The organism is Sinomonas flava (genome assembly GCF_039531875.1).
GTDB lineage: Bacteria > Actinomycetota > Actinomycetes > Actinomycetales > Micrococcaceae > Sinomonas > Sinomonas flava.
Window position 1 is genome coordinate 76181 of record NZ_BAAAQW010000003.1, and the last position, 13739, is coordinate 89919.

Sequence of the window (13739 nt, forward strand, 5' to 3'; positions counted from 1 at the left end):
CCACGCGCGCGCACTAGGCCGTGCGCCGCGGTACTCCCACTGAGTCGCACATCACATCTATGACGCGCGGTTCCCTCGCGTCCTCGCGGCCGGTGAACAGCACGATCTGTTCGACGGCCTGGTAGACGAGCATCTCGAGCCCGTGCAGCACACGGCCCCCGCGGTCGGTCCAGGCATCGCCGAGCCTGCTGGGCCACGGATCGTAGGCGACGTCGAGCAGGACGCGGTCGCCGCCGTCGGACGCCGCCGGCAGTGACCCCAGCTCCGCCGCCAGGGGGTCGGCGGCGCGGGGCGGGAGGGTGCTCACGACGGCGTCTGCCGCGGTAAGGCGGCGTGCGCCCCCCATGATCGGTGCGAGGGAGACCGCCAGTCCGAGCCGCTGGGCGAGGCCCGCAGCCTCCCCTGCACGTGCAGGGTCCCGGACGAGGAACTCGACACCGGTCGCCCCGAGCTGCGCGAGAGCGGCGACGGCCGCGAGGGCGGTGTTGCCAGCCCCGACGACGACCGGGCACTGCACCCGCTGCAGTCCCGCGTGCCGGAAGGACTCGACGATCCCGGCGACGTCCGTGTTGTGACCGACGAGGACGGGGCCGCTCGGGCCGTCCTCGACGACCACGGTGTTCAGGACGCCCAGCTCAGCGGCGAGGCCGTCGAGCCGGTCGACGAGCGGGACGAAGGCAGCCTTCAGCGGCATGGTCACCGAGAGCCCCCGCCAGCCCGGCTCGCTCCGCACGCGCGAGGCGAAGGCAGGCAGCTGGGCCTCCGTGAGATCGAAGGATCCGTACTCCATGTCGATGCCGAGGACCGCGTAGGCGGCACCGTGCAGCGCCGGGGACTTCGAGTGGCCGATCGGATGCCCGAGCACCGCGGCGCGGCGGCGGGGGGATCCGGTCACTTGCACTTCCCCGCGTTCGCCTGGCACCACTGCTCGTACTGCTGCGCGTACCCGAGGTGCTCGGCGTACGTCTTGGAGAACTTGGTCTCCCCCGTGTCCAGGTTCACGGTCACCCAGTACAGGTAGTCGTTGGGCGTGGGCTTCGCCGCGGCCTGGATCGCCGTGGCTCCCGGCGAGCCGATCGGGCCCGGCGGCAGGCCGGCGTGCTGGTAGGTGTTGTACGCGTTGCCCTGGTCGGCCTTCTCGGCCTCGCTGATGTGGTAGCTCTTCTTGCCGATTCCGTAGGTGACGGTCGCGTCCGACTGGATGAGGCCGTTCGTCTCGGGGTTGGGCTTGAGCCTGTTGTAGATGGCGCCTGCGACGTTCCCGTAGTCGGCCCGGCCGCCCTCCGCCTGGACGATGCTGGCAACGGTGAGGACCTGGTACTGCTTCGCCGGGTCAGTCACCCCCGCCTTCTTGAGCTCGTCGAGGGTCGTGTTGACGAGCTTGGTCAGGATGTCCTTCGCGGAGCTCCCCACGGGGAGCCGGTACTCGCCGGGGGCGAGGTAGCCCTCGAGGTTCTTCGCCTGGGCCGGCAGGCCGAACTCGGACGGCTTGGCGTTGAGCGCGTCGAGGTCCTTGCGGTCCACCGAGGCCGCCTTGGCGATCTCGTCGAGGGACTCCGAGACGCGCAGTCCCGCGTTGAGGGCCAGGTAGATGACCTTCTCGCCCGAGGTTCCCGCGAGCACCTGGGCGGCGTCCGAAGAGGGCATCTCCTTCTTGAAGGTGTAGTCGCCGGGGTGGAGGCTGCCCCCGGTCGCTGCGAAGGCCTTGAGGAAGGTGTTCGCGTCGGCGACCACGCCCTGCTTCTCGAGGCTGTTCGCGACGGCGGCGGGCCCCGATCCGGGCTGGACCGTCACCGTGACGGAGCCCTCCCCCGGGCCGGGATAGTCGGTGACCTTCCCGATGCCGAGCACGGGGCTGAGGATCTGGACGACGACGAGGGAGGCGCCCACGAAGAGCGCGATCGCGAGCCCGAGCCCGACGACCAGCCGGAAGCGGCGGGAACGCTTCGAGGGCGCGGGCGCCACGACGGGCTCCCCGAAGACCGCGTGGTCCACCTCTTGGGGCTCGTCGTACGCGGGGTCGTGCCCATGGTCGTACGCGTGGTCGTTCCCGTGGTGTACGGCCGTCCGGACGTCGTCCCCGTAGCCGGCGGGTGCCTGGGCGTTCCATTCCTCGCGGCGGGAATCCTCGAGCGTGTCCGCGTGCCGATGGGCGGCACCGGCGTGGCCGCGGGTGTAGCCCTGGGCGGCGAGCGGGAAGACGCTGCGCCGGTCCTGCTGGTCTGCCGAGCCTGTACCGGCACCGGTCCGCTCGTCAGGGGAGCTCACGCGGCTCACCGGGACGGTCGCGGGCGCCGACTCGGGGACGGCCGGGAAGAAGGCGGTGGGCGGCGGCAAGGCCGGTTCGGCGGAGCGGGCAGGCGTGGGCGCGGGGACCACGGGCTCCGGAAGGACGGCCGGGGGGCCGGCGTCTGCCGCGGGGACCGGCGACGGCGGCGTGAACGCGAGCGCGCTGGGGCCGGACGACGGCGGGTACGCACCCCATCCCATGGCCGCGGAGGTGGGGCTCGTGCCGGATGAAGGCCGGGCCTGGGGCGCCTCGGGGCGGCTTGGGCTCTGGGCGGGCGCTGCGGCGGAGAACGATCCGCGGCGGCGGCCTTGGGGCGCCTGCCGGTCCCGATCGTGCGCGGGGGCAGCGGGCGAGGAGGCCGGCTGGACTGAGGAGGTGGGGAAGGCCCCGCTCAGCGCGGCTGCCGCCGCCGGCGAGGGCGTGGCGGTCGCCGCCGGAGGGGTCGGATCCGACGGCAGGCGCGGGAACGCCGAGGGCGGCGGCGCGTAGGCGCGCCGCTGCGGCGTGAGCATGCGCTGCTGCGCCTCCTGCCGGGCACGCTCGCGCTCGCGCAGCTCCCTACGGGTCAAGGGCCGATCAGGCACGGCGGGGGTCGTGTTCTCCTGGGGGTCCATCCTTGCTAGCCTCTCATATCCGAGTCGTCGCCACGGATTTCCCCATTCCGCGGACTGCGGGCCATCACTGCAGTCCCCGCTTCGCCGCGCCCTCTGAGGAGGTCCAGCGCGTGCTGGAGGATGCCCACGGCGGCCACTTGGTCCACCACTCTACGATGCTCACGCGAGTCGAGGCCAGCTGCGTGGAGGGTCCGGTGGGCCTCGACGGTCGAGAACCGTTCGTCCACCAGCCGGACCTCGCATCCGGCCCCGGCGTCGGCCAGCCGGTCCGCGAGCAGCTCTGCGACGCCGCGCGCGAGTGCCGCCGACGCGGTCTCCCCGCCTGCCAGGGTGCGCGGCAGGCCGACATAGACCTCGACGGCGCCGCGTTCGAGCACCTCGCGCACGAGCACCTTGATGTCGCTGTTGCGCTTCGGATCCCGCGCGAGCGTCTTCAGCGGCGTCGGCAGGATGCCGTCGGCGTCGCACACCGCGACGCCGACGCGCACCGTGCCCACGTCGACTCCCAGGCGGACTCCGCGCCTGAATCCTTCTGACACCATGCCTTCAGCGGTGGCCATAGGCGCCCCGCCGTCAGCGCTGCGCCACGGCTGCAGCGACGGCCGAGAGCGCCTCGACGATCTTGGACGGGTCGGTGCCGCCGCCCTGGGCGATGTCGTCCTTGCCGCCGCCTCCGCCGCCGAGCACGCCGGCTGCGGCGCGCACCAGCGCACCGGCCTTGACGCCTTCCGCGCGGGCCTCCTCGTTCGTCGCGACGAGGACCGCGGGCCGCCCCTTGGCGACGCCCGCCACGGCGACGGCGGCGGGCGACCCGCTGCCGAGCCGCGCCCGGAGGTCGAGCGCGAGGGCGCGCAGCTCGTCAGCGGAACCCAGCTCGCCGGCGTCGTGCGTGATGAGCCGGACTCCGGCGACGTCCTTCGCAGAGCCCACCAGCGAGCCGGCCGCGGCCTGCAGCTTCTCCTTGCGGAGCCGCTCGAGCTCCTTCTCGGCTGCCTTGAGCTTCTCGAGGGTTGCCGAGACGCGCTCGGTGAGCTGGGCGGACGGCGCCTTGAAGATCTCCGTCAGCTCCGAGACCAGCGCCCGTTCCGCGGCCTGGTGGCGGAACGCGTCGAGGCCGACGAAGGCCTCGACGCGGCGGTTGCCCGAGCCGACGGACTGCTCCCCGAGCAGCGTGAGCGAGCCGATGAGCGCGGTCGTGTCGACGTGCGTGCCGCCGCAGAGCTCCATCGACCACGGGCCGTTGATCTCCACCACCCGCACGCGCGAGCCGTAGTTCTCGCCGAAGAGCGCCATCGCGCCTGCGGCCCTGGCCTCAGCGAGGGGCATCTCGGCGGTGTTCACCATGAAGTTGTCGCGGATCGCGAGGTTGGCGACCTCCTCGATCTCGCTCCGGGCCGCGCCCGAGAGCTGCTCGCCCCAGGCGAAGTCGAAGCGCAGGTACCCGGCCTTGTTGAAGGAGCCCCTCTGGACGGCCTCCGGGCCCAGGATCTGGCGCAGGGCCGCGTGCACGAGGTGCGTCGCGGTGTGCGCCTGTTCGGCGCCGTGGCGCCGCTCGCGGTCGACGGTGGTGCGCACGACGGCGTCGGCGTTCAGCTCGCCTTCGCGCACGATGGCCCTGTGCACGCTCAGGCCCTTGATGGGCCGCTGGACATCGAGCACTTCGGCGACGAATCCGTCGCCCGTGATGAGGCCGGTGTCGGCCGCCTGGCCGCCGGCCTCGGCGTAGAACGGGGTCTCCTCGAGGACGATCTCGACTTCCTCGCCACTGCCGGCGCGGTCGACGCGGGAGCCTGCGGCCACGAGGCCGCGGATGCGGGATTCGCCGTCGAGCTCGGTGTAGCCGGTGAACACGGTGTCGCCGGCGCCGTGGAGTTCCTGGAAGACGCTGAGGTCGGCGTGGCCGCTCTTCTTCTCCTTGGCGTCCTTGCGGGCGCGCTGGCGCTGGTCCTCCATGAGCGCACGGAACCCGGCCTCGTCGACCGTGACTCCCGCTTCCTCGGCCATCTCGAGGGTGAGGTCGATCGGGAAGCCGTACGTGTCATGCAGCGTGAAGGCCTCCTCGCCCGAGAGCGGCGAGCCCTGGGCCTTGGAGAGCGTGACGGCCTCGTCGAGGCGGGCGGTCCCCGCGGCGATGGTCCGCAGGAACGCCTTCTCCTCGCCGTAGGCGATCCGGCTGATGCGGTCGAAGTCCTTCTCGACCTGCGGGTAGACGCCCTTCATCGCGTCCCGCGAGGCGGGGAGGAGCTCGGGGAGGACGGGCTTCTCCACCCCGAGGAGCCGCATGGCCCGGACGGCCCGTCGGATGAGGCGTCGCAGGACGTACCCGCGCCCCTCGTTCGACGGCGTGACGCCGTCGGCGATGAGCATCAGGGCACTGCGCACGTGGTCGGCCACGACGCGCATGCGGACATCATCCGTGTGGTGGGGGTCCTCGTCGGACTCGGCAGAGGTGTACTCCCTGCCCGAGAGCTCCGCGGCCTTGTCGATCACGGGGCGGACCTGGTCGGTCTCGTACATGTTCTCGACGCCCTGGAGGATCATCGCGAGGCGCTCCATGCCGAGGCCCGTGTCGATGTTCTTCTTCGGCAGCTCGCCCAGGACCGTGAAATCGGTCTTCGAGCGCACGTCGTCGATCTGGTACTGCATGAACACGAGGTTCCAGATCTCGATGTAGCGGTTGTCGTCGGCCACGGGGCCGCCCTCGACGCCGTAGGCAGGGCCGCGGTCATAGTAGATCTCGGAGCAGGGTCCGGCTGGGCCGGCCTGGCCCGTATGCCAGTAGTTGTCCTTCTTGCCCATCCGCTGGATGCGCTCGGCCGGGATGGAGGTGTGCTTGATCCAGAGGCTCGCGGCCTCGTCGTCCTCCTCGTAGACCGTGACCCAGAGCTTCTCGGCGGGCAGCCCGTACCCGCCGTCGTCGACGCTCCTGGTCAGGAGGTCGAACGCGAACGTGATCGCGTCCTCCTTGAAGTAGTCGCCGAAGGAGAAGTTCCCGCACATCTGGAAGAACGTGCCGTGGCGGGCGGTCTTGCCGACCTCCTCGATGTCCGCGGTGCGGATGCACTTCTGCACGCTGGTCGCGCGGCTGTAGGGCGGCTCTTCGCGCGCGGTGAGGTACGGGATGAAGGGGACCATGCCCGCGACGGTGAACAGCAGGGACGGATCGCTGGAGACGAGCGACGCCGAGGGCACGGCCGTGTGCCCCTTGCTGACGAAGTAGTCGACCCAGCGCCGGGTGATCTCGTGCGACTTCATGTGCGTGTGCTTCAACCTTCCGCAAAGTTGCGGGCGCGGTGCGTCCGCGCCGAGCATGCGCCCCTCCCCTGCGGGCGGGCGCCTCCATCAATTCTAGGCGTCCAGGCTAGGCCTCGAGCCCGAGCCCCCTGCGCAGCTCCGCCTCGCGCTCGCCCATGCCCGCCCTCACCTGATCGGCGAAGTGGGCCACGCTGTCCGCGAGGGAGGCGACGGCACGGTTGAGGCCGCCGGGCGAGGCCAGCGAGCGGGCTTCGGTGATCTTCTGGTAGGCGATGACCCCAAGGGCCACGCCGACGCCGAGCCAGACAATGCGCTTCACGTGGTGTGTTCCTTCGTCTGCTTCTCAGCGGCTCCGCCGGCCGGGCCGGCGGGCACCGCGCTGCGGCTGGGAGAGGGCGGAGCGGACGCCGTACGAGAACGCGGCGACCTTCACGAGCGGGGACCCGACGGTCGCGGCGACGAGCGACGACAGGGCAGAGACGTTGGCCGTTGTGTCGGAGACGTTCTCTGCGATCACATCGACCCTCTTGAGCTCGCCGTGCGCCGTCGTGACGGTCGCGGTGACCTCGTCCATGAGCGGTGTGGCGCCGTCCGCGAGTGTGCGGATGGAACCGCGGAGCTCATCCAGGACCCTCCCGAGCTTCAGGATCGGCACGGCCAGCAGCGCCACGAGGACGGCGAACACGCCTGCGGCGATGAGCCCAGCGATATCCCCTCCGGACACGGATTCCACCTCTTCTTCCTCCCCCAATTTCCGCTTCAGGTGCGGACCCTCTGGCTACCTTACACACGCAAGGAGCCCGCGGCGCGCGCCGCGGGCTCCTTGCGTGCAGCCCGTCCGTCCCCCGTCGGGGGACGGAGCGGGATCAGCGGGCGTAGTACTCGACGACGAGCTGCTCTTCGCAGGTCACGGGGACCTCGGAGCGCTTCGGACGGCGCACGAGGCGGGCCTGGAGGGCCTCGAGCTTGACGTCGAGGTAGCCGGGAACGGCCGGGAGGACGTCGCGGTGGGCGCCGGCAGCGGCGACCTGGAACGGCGTCATCGTCTCGGAGCGCTCGTGGACGCCGATGAGCTGGCCCTCGGCGACGCGGAACGACGGACGGTCGACACGCTTGCCGTCCACCGTGATGTGGCGGTGCACGACGAGCTGGCGGGCCTGGGCGATCGTGCGGGCAAAGCCGGCACGGAGCACGAGGGCATCGAGACGCATCTCGAGGAGCTCGATGAGGTTCTCACCGGTGAGGCCCTTGGTGCGCTTGGCCTCCTCGAAGGCGCGGGTCATCTGCGCCTCGCGGATGCCGTACTGGGCGCGGAGGCGCTGCTTCTCGCGGAGGCGGACGGCGTAGTCCGAGTCCTGCTTCTTGCGGGCGCGGCCGTGCTCACCGGGGCCGTACGGGCGGCGCTCCATGTACTTGGCGGCCTTGGGGGTGAGGGCGAGGCCGAGAGAGCGCGAGAGGCGCGTCTGACGGCGGGCACGAGTGCTCGACACGTGTGTCCTTTCATACTGCCGCGGCGATGGAAATCCTGGCCTCCGGATGTGGAGAGCGTTGGCCCGCGACTGCCTCTTGCTGCCGACGGGACGCGCCACATCGAAGGGCGTCCCAGTCGTGCCAGACGAGCGTCAACTCTAGCACGGCCTAGGAGCCGCGGACGATTCCGCGCAGCCGCTCGACGCGGGCCTGCAGCTCGCGCTCCGCCCCGTTGCCCGTCGGGAGGTAGTAGTCCTTGCCGACCAGGTCGTCCGGCGGGTACTGCTGGCGCGCCACCGAGTGCGGCGCGTCGTGGGCATACGCGTAGCCCTTGCCGTGGCCCAGCCGCTGCGCGCCGGCGTAGTGCGCATCGCGCAGGTGGGGCGGAATGCCGGTGCCGAGTCCGGCGCGCACGTCCGCGATCGCGGCGTTGATGCCCATGTAGGCGGCGTTGGACTTCGGGGCGGTGGCGAGGTGCACCACAGCCTCCGCGAGCACGATCCGGCCTTCGGGCATCCCGATCAGCTGGACAGCCTGGGCCGCGGCGACCGCGGTCTGGAGTGCGGTCGGGTCGGCCATGCCGATGTCCTCGGCAGCCGAGATGATGATGCGCCGCGCGATGAAGCGCGGATCCTCCCCGGCCTCGACCATGCGCGCGAGATAGTGCAGCGCGGCGTCCACGTCCGAGCCGCGGATCGACTTGATGAACGCGCTCACGACGTCATAGTGCATGTCGCCCGCGCGGTCATATCGGACGGCGTGGGCGTCGACGGCCTTCTCGGTGTGCGCAAGCCCGATGGTGACGGGCCCGTCCCCGCCGTGGCCCGCCTGGTTGAGCGCGACGGCGGCGGCGGCCTCAAGCGCGGTCAGGGCGCGCCGGGCGTCCCCCCCGGCCAGCCGCACGAGGTGCTCGGCGGCGTCGTCCGCGAGCACGACGGCGCTGGCCAGCCCCCGCGGGTCCGTCACTGCGCGCTCGACGAGGCCCCGGATGTCCTCGTCCGTGAGCGGCTTGAGGGTGAGGAGCAGCGAGCGGGACAGCAGCGGGGAGACGACGCTGAACGACGGGTTCTCCGTGGTTGCCGCGACGAGCACGACCCAACGGTTCTCGACGCCCGGCAGGAGCGCGTCCTGCTGGGCCTTGGTGAACCGGTGGATCTCGTCGAGGAAGAGGACCGTGGTGGTCCGGTGCAGGTCACGGGCGGTGAGCGCCTCGTCCATGACGCGCCGGACGTCCTTGACGCCCGCAGTGATGGCGGAGAGCTCGACGAACTTCCGGCCAGGTCCGCGGGCGATCACGTGCGCGAGCGTGGTCTTGCCTGTGCCCGGAGGGCCCCAGAGGATGACCGAGCTGGGGCCGGTCGGCCCCGAGCCCGCGGCGCCAGCGGCAAGCTGGCGAAGCGGCGAGCCCTCCCCCAGGAGGTGCTGCTGGCCCACAACCTCATCGACCGTGCGCGGCCGCATGCGCACCGCGAGGGGTCCCCGCTGGGCCTCGGCCGCCGCGCGGGCGGACGAGGGTTCCCCAGCGGCAGGCTCCGATCCGAACAAATCTTCCATCGCCCCTACGCTACCGCGTGGGACGAGGACGATTCACACTGAGCTGCCTCGCCTACGCCTCGGGCTTCTTCGGCTCGGGCTTGGCGTCGACGCCCGCCTCCTTGCGCTGCTCCGGGGTGATCGGGGCAGGGGCCGCGGTGAGCGGGTCGTAGCCGCCGCCGGTCTTCGGGAACGCGATGACCTCCCGGATCGACTCCACGCCCGCGAGCAGCGCGACAACACGGTCCCACCCGAAGGCGATGCCGCCGTGCGGCGGGGCGCCGTACTTGAATCCCTCGAGGAGGAAGCCGAACTTCTCCTGCGCCTCGTCGTGGTCGATGCCCATGACCTTGAACACGCGCTCCTGGACGTCGCGGCGGTGGATACGGATCGACCCTCCGCCGATCTCGTTGCCGTTGCACACGATGTCGTAAGCGTAGGCGAGGGCCTCGCCGGGCTCCTCGTCGAACGTGTCCATGAACTCGGGCTTGGGCGACGTGAAGGCGTGGTGCACGGCCGTCCACGCCGAGTAGCCGAGGGCGACGTCGCCCGAGGCGGTCGCGTTCGCCGCCGGCTCGAACAGGGGCGCGTCCACAACCCACACGAAGGCCCAGTCGTTGGGGTCGATGAGACCGGTGCGGTGGCCGATCTCGACGCGCGCTGCGCCGAGAAGGGCGCGCGCGTCATCCTTGGCGCCCGCGGCGAAGAAGATGCAGTCGCCCGGCTTCGCGCCGACGGCCGCGGCGAGGCCCGCACGCTCGGCCTCGGTGAGGTTCTTCGCGACCGGCCCGGCAAGCTCGCCGTCCTCCTTGAACAGGACATATGCGAGGCCCTTGGCGCCGCGCTGCTTGGCCCACTCCTGCCACGCGTCGAGCGTGCGGCGCGGCTGCGAGGCCCCGCCGGGCATGACCACCGCACCGACGTACGGTGCCTTGAACACGCCGAACGTCGTGTCCTTGAAGTACTCGGTGAGGTCCGTGAGCTCGAGCCCGAAGCGGAGGTCCGGCTTGTCGGAGCCGTACTTCGCCATGGCCTCGGCGTAGGTCATGCGCCGGATCGGAGTCGGGATCTCGACGTCGATGAGCTTCCACAGCGCGGACACGATCCGCTCGCCGAGCGCGATGATGTCGTCCTGCTCGACAAAGCTGGCCTCGATGTCCAGCTGCGTGAACTCCGGCTGCCGGTCGGCACGGAAGTCCTCGTCCCGGTAGCAACGGGCGATCTGGAAGTACTTCTCGATCCCGCCGACCTGCAGGAGCTGCTTGAACAGCTGCGGGGACTGCGGGAGCGCGTACCACGACCCCGGCGCGAGGCGCGCGGGCACGAGGAAGTCGCGGGCGCCCTCGGGGGTCGAGCGGGTCAGGGTCGGGGTCTCGACCTCGAGGAAGTCCTCGGCGTGGAGCAGCTCGCGGGCCACGCGGTTCGCCTCCGAGCGCAGGCGCATGGCGCGGGCCGGCCCCGGGCGGCGGAGGTCCAGGTAGCGGTGGCGCAGACGCGCCTCCTCGCCGACCTCGACGTGCTCGTCCACCTGGAACGGGAGCGGGTCGGCGGTGTTGAGGACCTCGACCTTCTCGGCGATGACCTCGATCTCGCCGGTGGCGAGCTGCGGGTTCTCGTTGCCCTCGGGGCGGCGTTCGACCGTTCCGGTGACCTGCAGCACGAACTCGTTGCGCAGGCCGTGGAAGACCTCCTCCTCGCGGACCACGATCTGCGACACGCCCGTGGAGTCGCGGAGGTCCACGAAGGCCACCCCGCCGTGGTCGCGGCGGCGGGCTACCCAGCCCGCGAGGGTGACAGTCTGGCCAATGTGCTCGGAGCGCAGTGTCCCGAGGCCGTGTGTGCGCAGCAAAGGTCTTCCTTCACTAGGATCGACAGTGGTTCGCATCGAGTTTACCCGGAGGTCCCGTGCCGCCCGCCCCCCGCCTCGGCCGACGCCTTGGAACGCTCGACGCGACGGCTATCGGCCTCGGCTCCATGCTGGGGGCCGGCGTCTTCGCCGTCTTCGGCCCGGCGGCCGCACTCGCGGGCCCGTTTATGCTGCTCTCGCTTCTCCTCGCCGGCGCCGTCGCGTACGCGAACGCGGTCGCCTCGGCGGCGCTCGCGGCCAAGTACCCCTCGAGCGGGGGCACCTATGTCTACGGCCGGGAACAGCTCGGCCCCTGGGCGGGCTTCCTCGCCGGCTGGGGCTTCGTCACGGGCAAGAGCGCCTCGTGCGCGGCGATGGCCCTCACCTTCGCGCACTATGTTGCGCCCGTGCATGCGGTGCCCGTCGCGGTCGCCGCTGTGGTGGCGCTGACCGGGGTCAACCTGGCCGGGATCACGCGGACGGCCCTGGTCACGAAGGTGCTCCTCGCCGTCGTCCTCGCTGTCCTGGCCTTCGTCGCAGTGGCGGGTCTCGCGCTGCCTGCGCCCGGGCTGCCCGCCTCCGCGCACGACGGGGCGCCGCCCGGCCCCCTCGGCCCCGTCACCGCCGCCGGGGTGCTGTTCTTCGCCTTCGCCGGCTACGCGCGCATCGCGACGCTGGGCGAGGAGGTGAAGGACCCCTCCCGCACCATACCCCGCGCGATCCTGGGGGCTCTCGCCGGCGCCTTCGCCATCTATGCCGGCCTCGCACTCCTCCTCTCGGCGCGCCTCGGGCCCAGGCTCGCGGATGCAGCGGCCCCGATCCACGACCTGGTCGCGGGGGCGGGACCCGCTGCGGGCGGGATCGTCCAGGCCGGGGCGGCTGCGGCGTGCCTCGGGGCGCTGCTGGCGCTCATCGCGGGAGTGGGCCGCACCTCGCTCGCCATGGCGCGCGAGGGGGACCTGCCCGGGCCGCTCGCACGCATCGCCGGGTCGCACAGCGTTCCGTGGGCGGCGGAGCTCGCGGTGTGCGCCGTCGTCGTGCTTCTCGTGGTGGGCGGTAGCGTCCTGACCGTGATCGGCTTCTCGAGCTTCGGGGTGCTCGTCTACTACGCCGTGGCGAACGCCTCGGCGTTCACGCTTCCCCGTCCCGAGCGGCCGTGGTACTCGCCCCGCTGGCTCAACGCCGCTGGCGCCGTGGCGTGCCTCACCCTGGCCTTCACGCTGCCGTTGACCTCGGCCCTCGTCATGGCCGGAGTGCTCGCGGCGGGCGTGGCCGGACGCGCGGCCGTGCTCGCCGCACGACGGCGCCGGGCCGGCTGAGGCGTGCGCCTCGCCGGCCTAACGGCTGGTGGCCAGGACCTGCGGCACGAGGTCCCGGGCAGGGGGCATCCAGCTCGCCGGATCCGCCTCGACCTGCTCGCCGGAGCGGATGTCCTTGACCTCGTGGCGGCCGTCCGCGTGGGAGAACCAGACGAACGGGATCCCGCGGCGGTCCGCGTACTTGATCTGCTTGCCGAACTTCTCGGCCTTCGCCGCGACCTCCACCGGGATGCCCCTGCTGCGCAGCTGCGCGGCGACGCGCTGGGCGTCGGTCCACGAGCCGTCGTCGACGAGCGTGACCAGCACCGCCGTAGGCACCGAGCGGCTCGCGGCCGCGAGGTCCTGGCTCAGGATGCGGGACACGAGGCGCGTGACGCCGATCGAGAGGCCCACGCCGGGGAACTTGCGGTTCCCCTTGGTCGCCAACGCGTCGTAGCGGCCGCCGGAGCAGATCGAGCCGAGCTGCTCGTGTCCCACCAGGACCGTCTCGTACACGGTGCCGGTGTAGTAGTCGAGGCCGCGGGCGATGCTCAGGTCCGCGACCACCTTGCCCGGGGCTGCGGCGGACGCGGCGGCGATGACCTGCTCGAGCTCGGCGAGGCCCTCGTCCAGGAGCTCGTCCTGCACGCCGAGCGCCCGCACCTGGTCCACGAACGAGGTGTCCTCGGTGCGGATCGACGCGAGCTCGAGGGCGGCCTTGGCCTGCTCGGGCGTGGCGCCCAGCTCCTGCTGGAGGAGCTCGGCGACCTTCTCGGGGCCGACCTTCTCGAGTTTGTCGATGCTCCGCAGGACGCCCGCGGTGTCGGTGAGGCCGATCCCCCGGTAGAACCCCTCGGCCAGCTTGCGGTTGTTCACCCGCAGCCTGAACGGCGGGATCGGGAGCGCCGAGAGGGCCTCCGCGATGACGAGCGCGAGCTCGACGTCATAGCGGAACGGCAGCTCGCCGTCGCCCACCACGTCGATGTCCGCCTGCGTGAACTCGCGGGCGCGTCCCTCCTGGGGCCGCTCGCCGCGCCACACCTTCTGGATCTGGTAGCGCCGGAACGGGAACGCGAGGTACCCGGCGTTCTCCACGACATAACGCGCGAACGGGACAGTGAGGTCGAAGTGGAGCGCGAGGGCGTTCGAATCGTCCTTCGACGCCGAGTCCTCGTCGTCCTGCAGGCGGGAGAGCCCGTAGACCTCCTTGTCGATCTCGCCCTTGCGCAGGAGCTGGCCCACCGTCTCCACGGCGCGGGTCTCGATCGAAGCGAAGCCGTGCAGTTCGAAGGTGCGCCGGAGCGTGTCGAGCACATGGAGCTCCACGAGCCTCTCCTGCGGAAGCCACTCGGGGAATCCGGACAGCGAGGCGGTACGTGCCATGGGTGAAGAACTCCTTGTGCGTAGACTGACTGCTGCACAAGTTTATGCGC

11 protein-coding genes are annotated in these 13739 nt (G+C 71.6%); 1 reads left to right on the plus strand and 10 read right to left on the minus strand.

Annotated elements, in window-relative coordinates; all coding sequences use genetic code 11:
- Positions 1-13: 13 nt before the first annotated feature.
- The 9 genes from ABD298_RS03040 to aspS all read right to left on the minus strand — a co-directional run bounded on the left by ABD298_RS03040 (position 14) and on the right by aspS (position 11011).
- Positions 14-895: a shikimate dehydrogenase family protein gene (locus ABD298_RS03040; protein ID WP_344298226.1), complete on the minus strand. Its 882-nt coding sequence runs from the start codon at positions 893-895 to the stop codon at positions 14-16.
- Positions 892-2859, minus strand: a complete 1968-nt coding sequence (gene mltG, locus ABD298_RS03045; RefSeq protein WP_344298227.1) for an endolytic transglycosylase MltG — start codon at positions 2857-2859, stop codon at positions 892-894. The genes ABD298_RS03040 and mltG overlap by 4 nt, the downstream gene beginning before the upstream one ends.
- Before the next feature lie 50 nt (positions 2860-2909).
- Positions 2910-3446 (minus strand): Holliday junction resolvase RuvX, encoded by a 537-nt coding sequence (gene ruvX / locus ABD298_RS03050; RefSeq protein WP_208712980.1) that lies wholly within the window; start codon positions 3444-3446, stop codon positions 2910-2912.
- 31 nt (positions 3447-3477) lie between these two features.
- A complete protein-coding gene (gene alaS / locus ABD298_RS03055; protein ID WP_344298228.1) occupies positions 3478-6159 on the minus strand; it encodes an alanine--tRNA ligase in 2682 nt (893 codons plus the stop codon).
- Positions 6160-6265: 106 nt separating this feature from the next.
- The gene (locus tag ABD298_RS03060; RefSeq protein WP_344298229.1) at positions 6266-6478 is read right to left on the minus strand and encodes a hypothetical protein; all 213 of its coding nucleotides are present in this window, start codon (positions 6476-6478) and stop codon (positions 6266-6268) included.
- Positions 6479-6502: 24 nt separating this feature from the next.
- Positions 6503-6883: a DUF948 domain-containing protein gene (locus ABD298_RS03065; RefSeq protein ID WP_344298230.1), complete on the minus strand. Its 381-nt coding sequence runs from the start codon at positions 6881-6883 to the stop codon at positions 6503-6505.
- Positions 6884-7025: 142 nt separating this feature from the next.
- Complete coding sequence (gene rpsD, locus ABD298_RS03070) at positions 7026-7649, minus strand: 30S ribosomal protein S4 (RefSeq protein ID WP_208712638.1); 624 nt, start codon at positions 7647-7649, stop codon at positions 7026-7028.
- 148 nt (positions 7650-7797) lie between these two features.
- Entirely contained in the window at positions 7798-9183 is a 1386-nt protein-coding gene (locus tag ABD298_RS03075; RefSeq protein WP_344298231.1) for a replication-associated recombination protein A, read from the minus strand.
- A gap of 52 nt (positions 9184-9235) precedes the next feature.
- Complete coding sequence (aspS, locus tag ABD298_RS03080) at positions 9236-11011, minus strand: aspartate--tRNA ligase (protein ID WP_344298232.1); 1776 nt, start codon at positions 11009-11011, stop codon at positions 9236-9238.
- 56 nt (positions 11012-11067) lie between these two features.
- On the opposite strand from aspS, the gene ABD298_RS03085 reads away from it, so the two are divergent.
- The gene (locus ABD298_RS03085) at positions 11068-12327 is read left to right on the plus strand and encodes an APC family permease (protein WP_344298233.1); all 1260 of its coding nucleotides are present in this window, start codon (positions 11068-11070) and stop codon (positions 12325-12327) included.
- An 18-nt stretch (positions 12328-12345) separates the two neighbouring features.
- On the opposite strand, the gene hisS is transcribed toward ABD298_RS03085, so the two are convergent.
- Positions 12346-13689 (minus strand): histidine--tRNA ligase, encoded by a 1344-nt coding sequence (hisS, locus tag ABD298_RS03090; protein ID WP_344298234.1) that lies wholly within the window; start codon positions 13687-13689, stop codon positions 12346-12348.
- Between the last annotated feature and the right edge of the window lie 50 nt (positions 13690-13739).